Below are 17,209 nucleotides of genomic sequence, written 5' to 3'. Positions count from 1 at the left end.
TTAACAATGTTTTGTGAAACTGTTATTTTACAAATTCCGGCCATCTTTTTAAATACGCTACAAAGTTTTTTCCTAAGCCTTCTTTTTTAAGATGCGCTTCTGAAACCGGAATTGCAATTGGACTAAAATCAGGATTTTCTATAACCAGTTTTGGAAAATCGTGGTGTAATATTGCTGAAGTTCCGATTGACACAAAATCTACTCCAGCATCCAAGATATTTTGCACATCAACAGCGTTACTTATTTTTCCGGCAACGGTCCACTTCACCTTTTTAAAATCTAGATTACTAAAGTGTTCTAATAAAGTCATATTTTGATATTTCTCTTCGTTCGGAATTTTAAAGCTATCCCATAAGGATATGTCCAAAAAGTCAATATTTCCTGCATTAATTAAGCGCTGACAAACCGATCTCACCTCTTCAATATCCATTCCAAATCTTTCGGGAGACAATCGAACTCCAAGTAAAAATTCCTCACCACATTTTTCTCTAATTCCATCAACTATTTCAAATAGCAGTCGAGACCTGTTTACTAATGAACCTCCATAATGATCTGTTCTTTTATTTATTTCTGAGCTTAAAAATTGAGTTAAAATATAACCGTGAGCACCATGAACTTCAACACCATTATAACCACATTTTTTCGCGCGAATAGCTGCTGTAATAAAATCTTCTCTAAGCTGCACAACTTCTTCTAAGGTAAGACCACGTGCATTGGTTTTCTCATTATCAGAAGGGCAAACTGGCTTTTCATTTATCAATTCAGACGGACTGCGCATTCCTGCATGGTGTAACTGAATAACCGCCAAACTTCCCTGATCTTTAATATTGTTTGTTAATTTTATATGCCCATCAATTAAGCGATCACTAAAAATACCTAATTGACCAGCGAATCCCTTTCCAATTTCCTGAACATGAGAGGCACAAGTCATTACCAAACCAAACCCGCCCTCTGCTCTCATAGTGAGCCATTTTAGTTCATCATTAGAAAGTTGACCGTTGTCATGGCTCTGTTGATTCGTTAATGGAGCCAACATAAACCTGTTTTTCATCATCGCCCCACAATCGAAAGTTATTTTTGAATTTGCATTGGTCATCGTTAAATATTAAAAAGGTTTAATTGGAAATTTAAGATGTGATTTTTAATGATTTGAAAATAAGGATTTTTGGACTAATAGATAAAAGTTTTAATACAAAACAAATTGATTTATTTTTCATCAATTTATTTAGTGTAGTCCACTTTATCAAATTGCTTAAACAGCTTGCGTGAAAAGTAGCCTGCAACAACTACTTAATCAGCAATACTTTGTCCAAATGTCAACAGATTATTATCCGGGTCGAGTATAGAAAATTCTTTTTGTCCCCAAGATTTAATTTCAAGTGGTCCGTTAGGGTGTATTCGTGTTTTCTTATCTAATAATGATTGGTAAAAATCGTCAATATTATCCGTTCGAATATAAACCTGTCCGTAGTTTTCCTTAGGGTCAAGCTCTTTATATTCAAAGAAATGAATTTGAATTCTATCTTTTTCTATCATCAAATAGCCATCATAGTCGGTACTTCCTAATTGATTGAAACCCAACTTTTTTATGTAAAATTCTCTCGTAACCTTTTTGTCACGCATTGGTAATTTCGGATTGATGTCTGTTAGCATAATGCCACTTTTAGTTTTGTAAAATGATTCTTTTGATAAAGGTTTAATTTTGCTTTCATATTGTGAATATACGCCTTCTCGTCTTCAACAAAATATAGCTGACGTATCAAACTGTTCTTATTCTTCTAAAGAATTTTTCTTCATATATAAACATCTCATCTGAGGAAGCAGCGCTATGATCATAATTAAAACAGCATAAAATACAAGAGCGAGAAAAAGAAATCAACTATTTGCTCGGGGCAGCCACTAATTCATTCTCCTCTTCAATTTTAAGAATTCTATGGTCCACCACGAATGTTGCAAAAGGCAATAAAGATGCTGCCAGACAGATCAGTGTTTTTATGAGTGGCCATTTCTTTTTCACGGCATAATAGATCACCCAAATACTATATAAGATGAACAACAAACCGTGAATACTTCCTACGATCTTATTCGGCAGGCCCATCTCAAATTTGTATTTAAGTATTACGGTTGGGAGTAATAAAAGATATGAGATTCCTTCTAATATAGCAAGAATACGTAACTGACCAAGAACAGTGTTTAATTTCATTTTATTTGAGTATGTGTTGTGAATTGAAGCTATTGCTCGCAACGGTTGCTGCAGGTAGTTTATTGATTTTTTATTTTATCTATTCAATCATTGGGAGCATATTTCTCATCCTTCGTGATTTCCATTTTTCCTTCTAAATACCACTCTCCTTTATATCTCACTGCACCGAAATAAAAGTGATTATAATCTGAGTTGCTCAATTTTGTATGAATAAAAAAGGGAATATATTCCTCCTCTTTTGATGAATCCTTATATAAAATTATAAAATTCAAATTACTCCAATCTATTTTATTGACTTCATTCAGGTTTACAATTTCCCAAAAGTTTTTTTCGTATCGAGGGATAATCATATTATCATATGCACTGTCATATTGGGCCATTAATGAATCTCGCTCTTCTATATCAATATTTTCCAAATCAATACTTTCCTTCAATTTCAAAACTTCATTCTTAGGCAACAAAAGAGCTTTATAACTGTCTAAGTTATTGCTTAAAATACTTTGTACGAGTGAGTTTCCTAATTCTTCTTTGCTCTTGCTTTGACCGTAGATATCACTATTGATTAAAAATAAAGATAATATGATGCTTAGAAGAAGCGTTTTTCTGTATCCCATAATGTTCTTAATTATTAAGTAGCATTTTAATCTAGTTGGCCACAATGGTTTGTTCATGTTTGGTTGTATGGCTTTAGCTGCGAAAATACTAAAAGAAAACAAAACAGAGGAAAATCTGTAGGTTTTTCAATCTAGACCTTTATTTAAACGCTGTTAGCCTCAGTTATTCTTTCCAAAAAGGCATAATGACTGATTCTCTAAAAAACAAACTGTCTTTGCCCTTATTGCTTTCGAGGACTTTTACATTTATTTTAATTGCGTGTTCTCCGCGAGGCAGATATCCTACATCCAGAACAGTCAGTAATCCAAGATTTTTGCGAGTAGGGTGCTCATGGAACCGATATTTAAGATCGTTTATTAGTGAATCATTAACATAAATTTTAAATCGTTGGGCGTGGCAATCTAAAGCCAAATCTGCATTCATGTTGTCTCGTAACGGATCATTATTGCCAAAGAAAAAGATACCTGTTTTAGCTGGTTTTAAGTCAGGGCAAATAGCCTCAATAACTTGATCATCATTACGGGCCACATAAGGTAAGAAAAGCTGAACAAAGCCGTTTTTGATAAACTTCGAAGAAATACTTGCTGAATAAGAAGACCTGCCTTCTGACGTATCATCATAAAAATCGTTGCTTATCGATTGTAAGGTTCTATTTCTCGGTAGAAAAGCATATGTATTAACGTTTAATGAAGCAATTAAAGTAAAAACGATCAGGTAAGGAATTAAAAATAAAACAATATTACGGCCGTATTTATTGTCCAACAAATTATAATATATCGGACGATAGATAAAAGACAAAGTAATAACGCTAAAAAAGCGATAAATAGGATAATAGACTCTCGCAATTCCTTTTTGTCTTTTTATCCAACCAAGGGTAATAAAATCAAGGAAATAAATAAAACCTCCAAGCAGATATAATAATAAAAAAGGTACGATTACCAAGACCCACAGATCTCCAAATGTCGTGCTTATCCCTTCCATAGCCATTGCCATTATAAAGATTCCAACAACATAAAGACCTCCCGAAATTAGAATAAAAATGATAAGAAAAGTAAAACCAAATACAGCGCTGCACAATTTTTCCAGTTGCTGGATATATAAATCGAAACTCACAATCTTGCTTCTAAGAAAACGGTCAAATTTAGGACTGATATTTAGCTTGTTAAAATCAATATCACCCGACACATAGCGTAATCCTATAGTGCTGATCCACAGCCCACGTAACAGAACATGTAGTATAAGATTGATAATCAAAACATACCACGCGCCCAAAATCACTTGATAAGGTATATACAGTAATGCATAATAAGCACTTCCTGATAACAATAGGTTAATTTGATTATCCAGGTTACGCACTGGATCATATGATTCAGCCAGTAAAAAAATAGCAAAACCAGAAATCAATAGTTCAAGTTGCCAGCTTTCTTGTTGAAGTATCTCCAACCATTTAGTGAACGAATTTTTCTTGTTCTTTTCCATTTGATTTTTTATACTAGTACTTCTAATTTACCAAACCTACTTTATTTTTTAATTGCACTAGTTGAAAACAATGACATCTCAACAGTAGAAAGTTGGTTCCTTTTTTGAAAGGTATTACAATTAATTAACTCGAATATAGAGTGATGAAATTCAATGACTTATATGTTATCGCAGGAGTAGAATTTATATACTTTCCTTTAAAGAAATATTTGAACCCACTCCTGAATTTGCAAACGGTTATCTTTACTTATTTTCTTTAAAATTCTTAACCAGAAAGAAAACAGACATTAGAAAGGTTAAAATATATACAATAGCCAAGGCTGGTTTTTCGAATTTAAAATTTTCAAAGTCGAATTCCTTATAAATACCCATTCCTAAAACGATTACTATTATTACGAATGGAAACAAGTTTCCTTTTTTATTGCTCATAAGTTTTATGGTTTAATTATTATGTCTATTACTATCCTAATTGTAATTGCTTCTATTGTAAAAGTAAGCATACCAAAACCAAAGCAAAAATGTTTTACTACAATTTAGCCTGTTATCCTTAAGTATAGTTAATAGAACAGTTGTCAATGCATACAACTAACTTACTAAAAATGGATCGAACAATAGGTACACACGTAAGTTGTTCCGAACAAATGCAAACTGAGCCATTAAGACAACACGATATTGAGTTTATATTTTTTTTATTACGCTCATTTTTTGCTCATAGGGTAAATTGCTTTATATTAGGTAAATACAACAAAGCAAACATATAATGACAAGAATTGAACATGCAAATATCACCGTACCGGATATTGATGCCGCGATTAGTTTTCTCAAAATCGTAGCCCCTGACTTTGAGGTGCGAAAAGATGAAAAGCCATCAAATAGTTATCGCTGGGCACATATCGGAAATGAAGATTATTATTTTGCTTTGCAAGAACCACACCTAGATGCAGATCCAAAGAAACGGCTTCAACCTTATAAGAATTATGGCATAAATCATATGGCTTTAGTTGTGTCTAAGCTCCAAGAAATTGAAGAGACACTGCTTGATCATGGCTACCGAAGAGGTATTGATACACCAATAGAAAAACATAGAAAACGGGCGTATTTTCTTGATAATGCAGATTTCGAGTGGGAGCTAGTAGAATACCTTTCTGAGAAACCAAGTGAAAAGTATTTATACGAGTAAATTTGATTTTCGCTGTATTAATAATTGAAGTTCTTTCTTATACCTTGTTAGCTACAGATTTATATTTGGATAAGTGTTCTGCAATAGCTGTTTCCACTTCAAGATAATTTGTTTGAATTAGCCAATGACCTGCATTTAATTCCAGAAAAGTATAATCTCCTTTCATATACCTATGATTATATTCAGCTGCTTTTGCACCAACTGCTAAATCATTTTTTCCCCAAATGAATAAAGTAGGTGTTGAAACATTTCCAATGGGCTTCCTTTTTCCTTTTCCAAAATTTGCTCTGTAATAATTTAAGGCAGCTGTTAAGGATTGTTTTCTTTTGAAAACAGAAAGATAATTTTTCAATTCTTCAGGTGAACTATGTTTCCATAATCTTCTGAATTTTTCAAAATCATTCTTCCGCAACATGATTTCAGGAATAATTGGAATTAAAAACCAGCCGATGTAACGACTCTTCTTTTTTTGTTCCTTATCAGTTTTAATAGCTTTTCCAAAGGCTCTTGAATGAGGGATTGATAAAGCAGTCCAGCTAATAATCCTGTCTGGATTATTATAGACAATATTCCAACCAATTCCAGCTCCCCAATCGTGGGCAACAAGGTGGAATTTATCAACATTGACTGCGTCTGCAATATTTAGAATATCTGCACTTAAATTCTCTATCGTGTAGTTCTTCACTCCTTTTGGACAAGCATTCTTGCTATAGCCACGCATATTTGGAGCAATACAATAAAATCCGAGAGAAGCTATTTTTTCCATTATTTTTGACCACATGAAGGAGGTTTCAGGAAATCCGTGAAGAAAAATTACCGCTTCATTTTTTTCTTCACCTGTTACGATGCAGTCAAATTCTAAATTCCCAACTTTAATTTGCTTTATCTGTTGCATTTTGTAATTGTATCTAACGGTTTGAATAAAAGTCAGCTTTATGGTGTTTATTCATTTTTATAAACCGGTTTTTATTCGGTTTCACCTATTGATCTGGTTCCTTTTCCAACTTTTTTTGTTAATTCATCGCCAAGTTCAGCTCTTATTTTATTTCCAAGTAATTGGATTTTCTCTACAATTTCGGGGTTTTCAGCAGCTACATCTGTTGTTTCACTAATGTCTTTTGATAAATCATAAAGTTCTATTTTGTCAATTGTATTGTATTCATATTCAACTGGAAGACCATTTTCACCTCCTTTTCGTCCATTCAATGTTCTGTATCTGTGTGGGAAATACAACTTCCATTTACCATATCTTATACCCTGTAGTTCATTCACATGATAATAAAAGTAGTATGCTTCATGTGGGGATTGATTAGAATTACCAGTCCAAATATCCCATACACTTTTGCCATCAATTTTATTATCTGGTAACTTTGCACCTGTTATTTCGGCGATGGTTGGAAGGATGTCTATTGCCATCATTGGCACATCTATAACTCTTTTTGATTTAATTTTTTTAGGATATCTAATAATGCAAGGCTCTCTTTGTCCTCCTTCTAAAGCAGTTCCTTTTCCTTCTCTTAAAGGGTATGCGCTTCCGGCATGATCACCATAGCTTAGCCAAGGGCCATTATCTGAGGTAAAAATAACGATCGTATTATCATCCAGATTATTTTCTTTTAATGCAGCTAATACCTGCCCTACAGACCAATCAATCTCCATAATAACATCACCATACAACCCTCGATTTGATTTTCCCTTGAATTTATCTGAAACATATAATGGGACATGAGGTTGTGGATGCGCTATATATAAGAAAAAAGGAACATTCTTGTTTTTTTTAATAAATTCGACACTTCTTTCTGTAATTTGTGTGGTTAGTGAAGATTGATTCGTTAAGGTATCAATAATTCTTTCATTTTCAAATAATGGAAGCGGACCAAAATCAAATATGGGTCCTTGTTGAGGGTGTAAAGGCCACATATCATTTGAATAAGGAATACCGAAATATTCATCAAATCCCTGATTGTTAGGCATGAAGTCAGGGTGATCTCCTAAATGCCATTTCCCGAAAATCCCAGTTTTATAATTGATTTCTTTTAACATTTCTGCAATGGTAGTCTCAGATAAACTCAAGCCTTGATAACTGTTCGGCGTAAATGCTCCATGTATTCCTAAACGATTTGGATAACAGCCTGTAAGAAGTCCTGCTCTAGATGCTGAACAAACTGCTTGAGCTGCATAGAAATCAGTAAGTTTTATACCTTCTTGAGCCATTTTGTCCAAATTTGGTGTTTCTATATCAGGAGAACCATAGCAGCCAATGTCCTGATAACCTTGATCATCGGTAAAAATGATAACTACATTAGGCTTTTCATCTTTTACAGACTCAGATTTTTTATTTGTACACGAGATGATAGTAATTAATAATACTAGAAGTTGTGCGGTGTTTTTAATCATATTATTTGCATGTACTGAACAACGTTTGGTATTTGGTGCCTTTCAATGCGCTATATACCCTGTTGTATGCAGTTTTTGCCAGCATTAGTAGCCAGCTAGTTTAATTATTTCATTCGGCATCAGTTTGCTTAACTCTAAAATACTTTTTCCTGAATTTTTCATTGCTTGTCTCACCAAAAAATTTCCGGTTCGATATCCTATATATGTTCTTCCATCAGGATGCTCACCCATTACCCACTGAGCATAATCTGCATCCAGAGGAAGTGCCAATATCTCTTTCACCCAACTATCAGCCTCTTTAGGGTAGGAGTTTACATCATTTATGTTTCCTGTATATATTTCTGTAAACGCAACTGCCAAACCTTCATTAACCATTGCATTAGGGATTCCATAACTAAATTTGTTGTCTTGAATCGCCCAGCCACGTGACAAATGATGGAATTCGTGAAAAATTGTGGTTTTAATTCCTTGATATACCGAATCAATTACGCCTTCCTGATAATTATTTGATATTTGAACTAGCACCAGAGGCGGATGATTAGTTTCTGTTCTTCCCGTTACGCCATTCACAATATCAAGATTCCAATCTACATTTTCAACAATAACTTTTATACTATCCGGTAGATTCGGTAAAAGATTGCGAACCTCCTCTTCTGAATTGCTTATCACTTCACGGATGAAAATTTTTTGTGATTCCGTAAATTTGAGCGAGTCTTCTTGAAAGACAACATCTACTTTCGCTATTGGGGATTTCTTCGTATTAGAATTGCAGGAAATAATACATATTACCGCGATAACTAAAATAAGGCTTCTAAGTATATTCATTTTATTTTTTAATATGAAGACGACACAAAAGTTTTAATGTTACAACAGTTGCTCTTTGCGCTTTAATTCAACACAATAAGTTCGTATGTTTTATTGCATTGGCTAGAACTAAGTTAGTAAAAGAAAATGAGCCCTAGTAAAGTTTATATTCTTTTAGATTCATTTTTTTGATGCCTGGAAAAGGTTTGACTATGACTTATATTTTTTTATGACAACGTCTCATGCCTAATCCGTTTTAAATAGCTGACACTTTGTTAGAAAACGTTTTCATTATTTCATAAACCAAGATACTTATTTCAAAAATAAAAGCGGTTTGAGTAAGAACCCAAACCGCTAATGCTTTTGTAAAATGTTGAAAGCTGTTTTTATTTCAGTTCTTTCAATAAGGTTTCAGCCGCTAGTTTGCCCAATTCGTTAGAGGCTAAAGGGCTTGCACCCGTTATGAGTTTTCTGTCTAAACAAACAGTTTTGTCTGATTTTGTGTTTACAATATTGGCTCCCAGACTCTTCAGTTTTTCACTTAAGCCCCATGGCATATGACCAGGTAAGTAACCGATCATTGGAGTCTGCTTGTCAACTGAATCAGGAAACACAGCCATGTCATATCCTTTATATAGAAAATCCTGATTATTGAGCGTTGTTGCTAAAAATGAACCTGGCCCATGACAAAGGCTTACCGTAAACAAATCGTTTTGGTGAGCCCAATTTAATATTTTTCCTACATTTTCGTCCTGAGGTATTCCGAGCATAGAGCCGTGTCCTCCAGGCACAAAAACCGCTGCATAAGACGCCGTATCACCGAATGAGTTTTCAATAAAATCAGTTAGTTTTTTAGGATTTTCAAAACTTGATTTATGTTCATTATAAATAGCCCTTACATATTCATCCTTTTCAGGAAAAGCCCACATTTCAAACACCACTGGTTTTCCTGTAGGAGTGGCTATTTCGAAATCAAAACCAGCATTTTTCAAATGCAGCATGGGTACTAAAGCTTCTATGGGATGGTTTCCGGTAGAAAACAGTTTGCCATTCTGCATCTGCATGTTTTTTTGTTCGGTGAAAATCACCAATATTTTCGATTTATCCCCCTGGTATTTCGTGTATGAAATATTTTCAAAATCAGATGTGGCAACAGTTCCCAACTTTAAAGCTAATTTTGAGGGGCTATAAGAGCCGTCTGACTCTAACTTTGGAGCAATTCCTAATAATTTTTTAAGCATATCATTATCTTTTTAAAATGTTATCTATTGAAATGTATTTCTCGGTTTCGATATTTTGTTAGTTTAACTTATCTCAATGACAATTTTACCTTTTGCCCTGCCCGATGCAAGGTGCAAGAACGCTTCAATACTGTTAGCGAATGGATAAACTTTATCAATGACTGGCTTGATTTTATCATCTTCAATCATCGCTTTAATCTCCCCTAAATGCGCACCGTTCGGGTGCATAAAAACATATTTGTAAGCAGCTCCTTTCTCTTTCACTAACTTGGTTAGTTCTACAGGTAGTCTGTAATCGACCATTCCAAACATTTTTGCACTCGCTTCATCTAAAGGTCCTATAACGCTAACTACTATTCCACCTTTCTTAACCACTTCGAAGGCCTCAGCAGTATAGTTTTGTCCAAGTGTGTCAAACACGATATCCGCGTCTTTTACAATGGTTTTATAATCTTCGGTTTTGTAATCAATTACCCTGTCTGCTCCAAGTTCTTTAACCCAACTTACGTTAGTAGTACTTGTGGTGGTGTACACATAAGCTCCTTTAGCTTTGGCATACTGAATAGCGAAACTACCAACACCACCAGAGCCTGCATGAATCAAAACTCTGTCGTTTTCTTTTATCCCGGCATTCTCTAAGGATTGCAAAGCCGTTAGCCCGGCCAAAGGAATACTTGCCGCTTCTTGGAAAGAAATATTTCCGGGTTTCTTTGAAACTGCATCGCTGGTTACAGCAACATATTCTGCAATTGTCCCCATCTGTTCTTGTGGGACTCGAGAATATACCAAGTCTCCAATTTCAAAATCGGTTACTTCATTTCCTTTTTCAACTATAACTCCACTGACATCGTAAGCACTAGTGCTAGGCAACGGAATAGGAAGCAAACCTTGTAAGTTCCCCAGGATAATACTTTTATCGATCGGGTTAATCGCGGCAGCCTTAACTTCAATAAGTACATCTTTGGCTTGCACCACTGGTTTAGCTACTTCGTTGAAGGCTAAACTGTCTTTAAATTCACCGTATTTTAATATTTGTAAAGCTTTCATATTTGTATCTGTTATGCTGTTAGAATTATTTGATACAAAATTAAGGCGAAGGTTTCAAGTAGAAATTACCCTATGGTAAGAAATCTATTTTTTTACTTTTTCTACTCTAATGCGGCTCAAGCTTTGTTGGGTGATTCCTAAGTATGATGCAATGTGATAATTTCGAGTGTACTGTTCTATGTCTGGATATTGTTTTAGAAACAAATCATACCGCTCTGGAGCACTTAATTGTAATTGATTCAAAATTCGCTTATGTAAACTCACTACGTGACGTTCTAAATTATGTCTTTGATAAGATTCGAATTCTGGGAAACGGGCATGAATTCCATCCAGTTCTTTGGCGTTGAATTCAATAATGTTCGATTCGGTAAGACATTCTACAGTTAGCGTTGCGAGCTCATCAGTGTGAATAGCTATATAATCGCTAATCCACCAGTTTTTAATGGCAAATAGTAAGGTGTGTTCTCTTCCGTTTTTATCAATACAGTAAGATCTTAAGCAGCCTGATGTAACAAAGAATGTTCTCTTAACAACCTGCCCTTGGCGAATTAAGACTTCTCCTTTGGGAAGTGTTTTTACTTTTGAAATGGAATAAAGAAATTCTTCCGCTTCTGAACTTAATGCTAACCTGCTTTTTATTTTATTGATTAATTCTTCCAATTTATGATTTGAATTTAATTACTTCCAGCCCTTGTTATTGGCGGCACATCATTCATTATACTAATCAATTTCCAGCAAAGGGCGTTCCAAATATGCCAACTGCCAACTCTATCCAAATCAGTATTATGATAATTAAAATAGCTACTAAAAGAACCACTTTGAACTTAATATTCTTCATCGTTAAAAATTTAATTATGTACCGCGTTTTGTTAACGAAACCCAGTAAGTTTAAATCTACTGAATTTTGGATTAAACAATAAACTTAAAAAAAAGTCATCTCTTCTTGTTACAAAACCTAGCCTCTCAACTTTCAATAAATGAAATCAAGTTTGCTAAAAGTTGTTTTCTTCTTCTATCTAAAAAGGAACTACATATTGTACACACCACCATTGATATCGAGCGTAGCACCAGTAATAAATCCATCGTATTCCGAAGCCAGATATAAAACCGCTCGTGCTACGTCATCTGCATTACCAGCTCGTTGGATCGGAATGCCAGCCGTCGTTGCAGCCGCTGATTCTTTTGTTGTATGGGTATTGTGAAATGAGGTTCCAAGGATAAGACCAGGAGCAACAGCATTTACTCTTGTGCCCTGAGGGCCTAATTCGGCAGAGAGGGCTCGTGTAAACGTTAAAATAGCACCTTTACTAGTAGAATAAGCTAGCGAGCCTGGGTGCCCGCCTTTACGACCTGCAAGTGATGCCAAATTAACAATACTGCTGTTGTCATTTTTCGCTAGATAAGGAGCTGCAGCTCGCGTCACAAACATCATGGATGTGAGATTGATGTCCATTACCTTATGCCAGAACTCGGCCTCCATGTCATCCAGCATTTTACGTGCAACAAGTGAGCCTGCATTGTTGATCAGTATGTCCAATCCACCAAATGCTTCCAATGTTTTTTCGACTAATGCCTTCGCATCGGCTTCCTTTGTTAGATCACCACTTACAGCAATCGCTTTTTGCTTTTTACCAATTGCGTATTCCGTCAATTGGTTTGCAATATCAGCGCTAGAAAAATAGTGGATAGCAACATTAGCTCCGCTATCAATAAAGTGTTTGGTAATTGATTCTCCAATTCCTTGAGCGCCGGCAGTGATGAGAACGTTTTTTCCTGTTAATTTACTATTGTCTTTCATGTTATTATTAGATAAATAGAATTGTTCTTTAATGCTAACTAATGTCTCGGCTATCAGTAGTTGCTTGTCTCGAGCAACTAAAATAATAAAAGGAAACCTAACCTTAGCAAAATTAGCTAGATATTGCTTCGCAGTTCGCTGTATCCGTGTCTGCCTGCGCAGAACCGGTAATTTGGCATAAATTTTAGTAAAAACGATCTTTTTCCTACACGTTCGACAAGTAGGATTACCCTCTATTCTTTGTCGGCATTCGTTTTTCTATTCAAATACTTACCCGGTGCATTCCCGGTCATTTCTTCATTTAATAATACTGGAATGCCATTTACAAAGACATGTACTACGCCACTTGCATATAAATTCGGCTGCTCGAAAGTAGAATTATCAATAATTGTCTCCGGATTAAAAATGGTTATATCTGCGGGTAATCCATTTTGAATTCTTCCTCTGTTTTTGAAGCCAATTACATCAGCTGGTAAAGATGTCATTTTGCGCACTGCTTCTTCTAATGAAAGTAATTTTAGATCACGCGCATAATGTCCTAAGACTCTCGGAAATGTGCCTGTACTTCTTGGATGACCACCAGATTCAGTTGAATGCTTCACATACCTACCATCACTAACAATCATATTCCAAGGTTGCAATAAAAGAGCTTGTACATCATTCTCATTAATTCCTCCCAAAGTTATTGTTGTTGGTCCCTTACCGTTAATTATCAATTGACAAACCAAATCAAAACCACTCATTTTTCTTTCTTTCGCTATTTCTGAGAGATACTTGCCAACTAGTTCAGGATAATCTTCACTATTGGTAATTCTCATGCTTGAGTAGCCAGTAGCCTTTAACCAGGCGAAACCTTCATTTTCTCCATTTTCGCTAGTTTCCTTTATTTGAGATCTAATTAGCTTATCATTCAAAACTGGTTTCAATAAGCTTTTGGCATCATCTAGTTTGCCATTGTTCAAAAGATTCTCGAGGATTCGACTTTCTTTCATTGCAGAAGGAATTACAATAATGCCTTCCAAAACTTCTGTTTGAGCTCCATCATAGGGATATTGATCTGAAACAATTTCATAACCTTTCCCTCTATACTCTTCTACCATTTCTATTATTTCCGAGATGGCTCCTTCATTATGCAAACCCACCGCTTTGAGGTGACCTAATTTTCCTGTAATATTTGCTTTAGTAGAGATTTCTATGACTTCTCTATGTGATTTGACAAAAGCGTGTACTGGATTTCGAACATGAGAATCGTAAATGCCATTATATGGAGCAACTTCCCTGGCTAATGCAATAACCTCTTCAGTATCACTATAGCTTCCTGGTTCGTACATTAGACCTGTTGATAAGCCAACTGCTCCCATTTCCATTCCCTCTCTCACTAAAGCCTTCATTTCTTCTAATTCTTCATCCGTTGGTGGGCGCTTCTGGTCATTCTTCATCACTTCTTTACGAATCCCATTATGACCAACATAAAAAGCTGCATTTGTACCAATACCATTTTTATTAAAAGCATTAATCAACCGTTGTATAGTACTCGGAGAATGATAACCATCAGGCCCTCCAACTATGGTTGTGACACCTTGTTTAATATAAGTCTCATTTAATCTGTTCTTAGGATTGTTTATGCTCCAATCTGAATGATTGTGAATATCAAGAAATCCGGGAGCAACAACCAATCCGGTTGCATCGATAGTTATTAAAGCGTCAACTTTATCTCCTGGCTTTACCAATTCCATTTTACCATTTCGAATCAATACATCTCCTTTAATAGCTGGATTTCCAAGGCCATCAATAATAGTTCCGTTTTGAATCAAGTACTCAGCAGGTAGGTTTTGATTGCTCGAAAACAGAATTGCAAGGCCAATAATTAAGAAAAAATATGTTTTCATAGTTTAAATTTATTTGAGCCAATTGTTTCGGCTACGAGTAATTACTTGGTATTATTTAATCGTGTCAATTGCAAATCCCAAAAGTGTTGCTAGAAAATAAAAAGTCATCATACCTAGCAAATAGGCAGCTAATGCTTTTATATAATTCAATATTTTATTTTTATCAAAAAACTGTCCTATTGCCCAAGGAGTATATATAAACCCTATAATGCCACCAACTTGTAATATTTTCACCTTAGCAATACTTTCTATGATTCCAAATGTTGTATAAATCAACATTCCGATGCCCATTACAAAACATAATAAGATTATTATTTCAAAAAAATTATAATTTTGTTTTCTAAAGAAAAGTTTAATCCAAAGCGTGATGAAAATTGACATTAAAATATTTGCATAGCCATAGTTTCTTTGTATCCACTCATAAATATCTGTTACCGTTGAATCTCCAAAGCCACCGGCATTAACATAGCCATCTTCAAATTTCAAAAATTGTTGAGCAATGGTGTAAATCAATGAACAAACTATAACAAAAATGATAGGTTTTACAAGTCTGTTTCTATCGCTATGAATGAATTTGTGAATGTTTTCTCCAGGCCTTATAAGTAGCTCTTTTATGGTATAGAAAATCCCTTTATCAAAGTTAAATACACTTATTATTTCCGATAAAATATAACTTCCGTTAATTCTTTTTAATGTTTTGGGGTTTCCGCATTTAGAGCAAAAATCACCACTCAATTCAGCTCCACATCTTTTGCATTGTTCAAAATCAATGTCTTTTTCCATTTTTTATTTCTCGTTGGTTGGTCCTAGTAATGTATTGATTTTTAGATCTATCACAAACCCTATTTTAATTGTTTTAATCTGTCAATCGCATTTTGATTTTGAGCATTCAATTCCAATGATTTTTCAAAATTTTCGATCGCTTTACTTTTATTACCAATATGTAAATACCCTTCCGCTAAACTATCAAATAGATTTGCAGAGTTTGGATACAATTTTGTTGCCAACAAAAAGACATTTATTCCTTGTTCTGAAGTACTCGGGTTAAAAACAAGTTGCAGACCAAGTGTGTTTAGATTGCCTTCAGGGATTTTAAATGAAGGATGTTTTTTTACAATCGAATCATATAACTGAAAAAGGTTCTGATAGTTCTGGCTTGATGCTACATCATTAAAATCTTGAAAAGAGAATGCTACACTTTCTGCTTGTTTGGTTCTTTGGCTTATCAAACCATTTCTTACTCCATTATCAGATGGGTTATTTTCGACAAAACATAATGCGCTGACGTCATTTATTAGAAAGGCATTTAAAAAATTTAAAGTATAAGTGGAAACCCATTTGTAGGATTCCATTATTTCAGCATCACTTTTATCTTGTCTTTGATCTCTATCTCCGAATAGAATTCCTAAAGTACTAAAATAGGAATGTGTCAGGTGATGGAACTTCAATCTGTAAACTGTGCTATAAGAGATACTGTCATACAAATCAAATTTTGTATTAAGTTCAGCTTCTATATTGTCTTCTTCGAGAACATTATCAGGTATTTCTTTTTGAGACATATGAATGTATGGTACCTCCATTTTGTTTATATCGAAGAATGGTGATTTTTTTAATAGCGCATATTGATATCTTTCTGTACCATCAAGACTGACAATCGCCTTTATTCTTTCATTCTTATTTTGGGCAATCATGTTAGACAATCCACCAAAACTGAAACCCATAACTGCAATTTTATCATAGTTGGCCATCTCATATTTTCCAACTTCCTTTATCAAAAACGCTACATCACTAGCTTGATTCTCCATCTCTTTTGCATTGTTATTGCTGAACCAACGTGTTTCTGTACCCCGACTAGGGCTTGCTATAACAATATATCCATGACTTGCTAAATATTCACAAAGCGCAAAGTTCTCTATTGAAGAAGACTGGTAGCTGGGTGTGTAAATAATGACGGGGAACTTACCTTTGGCAAATTCTGTTTTAGGATAGGCATTTGCTATCTCTTTCAAATGATTTTGATTTGCAGGTGTATTCGCATAATAGAACCAATTCAATATTTGTTCATTAGGAAGGTTTTCCCATTCCTCTTCTTCTTTTAAGATTTCTAAATAATCTAAAACGTGTAGCTTTTCCTTGCCTTTTGTATCTTGAATTGAAGGATACCAAATGCTTACTGGAATTGGTCTTGCAATCGTTTGATTCGTATAATCGTAGATTCTACTGTAAGTTCTAGTACTATCAGATCTAATATAATGACGAAATCCAACTTTATGTTTTCCGTTCTCCAAGTCAATCTTGTTTAATGAAGTCTGTCCAATAATTAGATTGACTTGAAAAAACATGAGAAATATTAATACTGATAGTCGCTTCATTTTATAATTGTTATCGTTTATGTAGCCTGAAACATGAGTACTTGCGCATAGTTGGTTTTGCTTTAGATAATTTTGAAGTCCTCGTTTCAATTAGTGCAACATTCTTGTTTATGCCTAGTTGCCTGCTCAAGTAACGAATTTAGTAAACAATAGCTTAGCAAAGAAAATTCCGTGAGAATTTCCC

General features: G+C 34.7%; 17 protein-coding genes. 1 reads left to right on the top strand and 16 read right to left on the bottom strand.

Going from position 1 to position 17,209, the window contains the following annotated elements:
- Nucleotides 1–22: 22 nt before the first annotated feature.
- The 6 genes from QWY87_RS11005 to QWY87_RS10980 all read right to left on the bottom strand — a co-directional run bounded on the left by QWY87_RS11005 (nucleotide 23) and on the right by QWY87_RS10980 (nucleotide 4,726).
- Complete coding sequence (locus tag QWY87_RS11005) at nucleotides 23–1,096, bottom strand: NADH:flavin oxidoreductase (protein WP_290291129.1); 1,074 nt, start codon at nucleotides 1,094–1,096, stop codon at nucleotides 23–25.
- Between the two features lie 194 nt (nucleotides 1,097–1,290).
- Nucleotides 1,291–1,653 (bottom strand): bleomycin resistance protein, encoded by a 363-nt coding sequence (locus QWY87_RS11000; protein ID WP_290291128.1) that lies wholly within the window; start codon nucleotides 1,651–1,653, stop codon nucleotides 1,291–1,293.
- A gap of 226 nt (nucleotides 1,654–1,879) precedes the next feature.
- A complete protein-coding gene (locus QWY87_RS10995) occupies nucleotides 1,880–2,203 on the bottom strand; it encodes a DUF3817 domain-containing protein (RefSeq protein ID WP_290291127.1) in 324 nt (107 codons plus the stop codon).
- Between the two features lie 83 nt (nucleotides 2,204–2,286).
- Nucleotides 2,287–2,817 (bottom strand): hypothetical protein, encoded by a 531-nt coding sequence (locus tag QWY87_RS10990; RefSeq protein ID WP_290291126.1) that lies wholly within the window; start codon nucleotides 2,815–2,817, stop codon nucleotides 2,287–2,289.
- Between the two features lie 163 nt (nucleotides 2,818–2,980).
- The gene (locus QWY87_RS10985) at nucleotides 2,981–4,297 is read right to left on the bottom strand and encodes a hypothetical protein (RefSeq protein WP_290291124.1); all 1,317 of its coding nucleotides are present in this window, start codon (nucleotides 4,295–4,297) and stop codon (nucleotides 2,981–2,983) included.
- 243 nt (nucleotides 4,298–4,540) lie between these two features.
- On the bottom strand, nucleotides 4,541–4,726 hold the full coding sequence (locus QWY87_RS10980) for a hypothetical protein (RefSeq protein ID WP_290291122.1): 186 nt from the start codon (nucleotides 4,724–4,726) through the stop codon (nucleotides 4,541–4,543).
- A gap of 331 nt (nucleotides 4,727–5,057) precedes the next feature.
- On the opposite strand from QWY87_RS10980, the gene QWY87_RS10975 reads away from it, so the two are divergent.
- Entirely contained in the window at nucleotides 5,058–5,477 is a 420-nt protein-coding gene (locus QWY87_RS10975; RefSeq protein WP_290291121.1) for a VOC family protein, read from the top strand.
- 37 nt (nucleotides 5,478–5,514) lie between these two features.
- Here the strand turns inward: QWY87_RS10975 and QWY87_RS10970 are convergent, their stop codons facing one another.
- The 10 genes from QWY87_RS10970 to QWY87_RS10925 form a co-directional block, all read right to left on the bottom strand.
- The gene (locus tag QWY87_RS10970) at nucleotides 5,515–6,372 is read right to left on the bottom strand and encodes an alpha/beta hydrolase (RefSeq protein WP_290291120.1); all 858 of its coding nucleotides are present in this window, start codon (nucleotides 6,370–6,372) and stop codon (nucleotides 5,515–5,517) included.
- 71 nt (nucleotides 6,373–6,443) lie between these two features.
- Entirely contained in the window at nucleotides 6,444–7,874 is a 1,431-nt protein-coding gene (locus tag QWY87_RS10965; RefSeq protein ID WP_290291118.1) for a sulfatase family protein, read from the bottom strand.
- Nucleotides 7,875–7,958: 84 nt separating this feature from the next.
- Nucleotides 7,959–8,543, bottom strand: coding sequence for a DUF2268 domain-containing putative Zn-dependent protease (locus QWY87_RS10960; RefSeq protein WP_290291117.1), 585 nt, complete (start codon nucleotides 8,541–8,543; stop codon nucleotides 7,959–7,961).
- Between the two features lie 521 nt (nucleotides 8,544–9,064).
- Nucleotides 9,065–9,919: a glyoxalase III HchA gene (gene hchA, locus QWY87_RS10955; RefSeq protein WP_290291115.1), complete on the bottom strand. Its 855-nt coding sequence runs from the start codon at nucleotides 9,917–9,919 to the stop codon at nucleotides 9,065–9,067.
- A 63-nt stretch (nucleotides 9,920–9,982) separates the two neighbouring features.
- Nucleotides 9,983–10,966, bottom strand: coding sequence for an NADP-dependent oxidoreductase (locus QWY87_RS10950; protein WP_290291113.1), 984 nt, complete (start codon nucleotides 10,964–10,966; stop codon nucleotides 9,983–9,985).
- A gap of 84 nt (nucleotides 10,967–11,050) precedes the next feature.
- A complete protein-coding gene (locus QWY87_RS10945) occupies nucleotides 11,051–11,626 on the bottom strand; it encodes a Crp/Fnr family transcriptional regulator (protein WP_290291111.1) in 576 nt (191 codons plus the stop codon).
- Between the two features lie 367 nt (nucleotides 11,627–11,993).
- The gene (locus QWY87_RS10940; RefSeq protein ID WP_290291109.1) at nucleotides 11,994–12,764 is read right to left on the bottom strand and encodes an SDR family NAD(P)-dependent oxidoreductase; all 771 of its coding nucleotides are present in this window, start codon (nucleotides 12,762–12,764) and stop codon (nucleotides 11,994–11,996) included.
- 233 nt (nucleotides 12,765–12,997) lie between these two features.
- Nucleotides 12,998–14,653 (bottom strand): N-acyl-D-amino-acid deacylase family protein, encoded by a 1,656-nt coding sequence (locus QWY87_RS10935; protein WP_290291107.1) that lies wholly within the window; start codon nucleotides 14,651–14,653, stop codon nucleotides 12,998–13,000.
- 51 nt (nucleotides 14,654–14,704) lie between these two features.
- Nucleotides 14,705–15,436 carry a DUF3667 domain-containing protein gene (locus tag QWY87_RS10930; RefSeq protein WP_290291105.1) on the bottom strand — a complete coding sequence of 244 codons (732 nt, stop codon included), beginning with the start codon at nucleotides 15,434–15,436 and terminating at the stop codon, nucleotides 14,705–14,707.
- 59 nt (nucleotides 15,437–15,495) lie between these two features.
- Nucleotides 15,496–17,025 carry a prolyl oligopeptidase family serine peptidase gene (locus tag QWY87_RS10925; RefSeq protein ID WP_290291104.1) on the bottom strand — a complete coding sequence of 510 codons (1,530 nt, stop codon included), beginning with the start codon at nucleotides 17,023–17,025 and terminating at the stop codon, nucleotides 15,496–15,498.
- Nucleotides 17,026–17,209 lie beyond the last annotated feature (184 nt).

This window comes from Lutimonas halocynthiae, assembly GCF_030409835.1.
Lineage (GTDB): Bacteria > Bacteroidota > Bacteroidia > Flavobacteriales > Flavobacteriaceae > Lutimonas > Lutimonas halocynthiae.
Note: the sequence above shows the minus strand (reverse complement) of the source record. Positions and strands in the feature narration are given on the sequence as shown.

Bases quoted from the DNA above. Each gene is read 5' to 3' on its own strand.
- QWY87_RS10990 (WP_290291126.1), bottom strand. From the start codon at position 2,817: ATGGGATACAGAAAAACGCTTCTTCTAAGCATCATATTATCTTTATTT.
- QWY87_RS10930 (WP_290291105.1), bottom strand. From the start codon at position 15,436: ATGGAAAAAGACATTGATTTTGAACAATGCAAAAGATGTGGAGCTGAA.
- QWY87_RS10940 (WP_290291109.1), bottom strand. From the start codon at position 12,764: ATGAAAGACAATAGTAAATTAACAGGAAAAAACGTTCTCATCACTGCC.
- QWY87_RS10970 (WP_290291120.1), bottom strand. From the start codon at position 6,372: ATGCAACAGATAAAGCAAATTAAAGTTGGGAATTTAGAATTTGACTGC.
- QWY87_RS11005 (WP_290291129.1), bottom strand. From the start codon at position 1,096: ATGACCAATGCAAATTCAAAAATAACTTTCGATTGTGGGGCGATGATG.
- QWY87_RS10985 (WP_290291124.1), bottom strand. From the start codon at position 4,297: ATGGAAAAGAACAAGAAAAATTCGTTCACTAAATGGTTGGAGATACTT.
- QWY87_RS11000 (WP_290291128.1), bottom strand. From the start codon at position 1,653: ATGCTAACAGACATCAATCCGAAATTACCAATGCGTGACAAAAAGGTT.
- QWY87_RS10925 (WP_290291104.1), bottom strand. From the start codon at position 17,025: ATGAAGCGACTATCAGTATTAATATTTCTCATGTTTTTTCAAGTCAAT.
- QWY87_RS10995 (WP_290291127.1), bottom strand. From the start codon at position 2,203: ATGAAATTAAACACTGTTCTTGGTCAGTTACGTATTCTTGCTATATTA.
- QWY87_RS10980 (WP_290291122.1), bottom strand. From the start codon at position 4,726: ATGAGCAATAAAAAAGGAAACTTGTTTCCATTCGTAATAATAGTAATC.
- QWY87_RS10950 (WP_290291113.1), bottom strand. From the start codon at position 10,966: ATGAAAGCTTTACAAATATTAAAATACGGTGAATTTAAAGACAGTTTA.
- QWY87_RS10965 (WP_290291118.1), bottom strand. From the start codon at position 7,874: ATGATTAAAAACACCGCACAACTTCTAGTATTATTAATTACTATCATC.
- QWY87_RS10935 (WP_290291107.1), bottom strand. From the start codon at position 14,653: ATGAAAACATATTTTTTCTTAATTATTGGCCTTGCAATTCTGTTTTCG.
- QWY87_RS10975 (WP_290291121.1), top strand. From the start codon at position 5,058: ATGACAAGAATTGAACATGCAAATATCACCGTACCGGATATTGATGCC.
- hchA (WP_290291115.1), bottom strand. From the start codon at position 9,919: ATGCTTAAAAAATTATTAGGAATTGCTCCAAAGTTAGAGTCAGACGGC.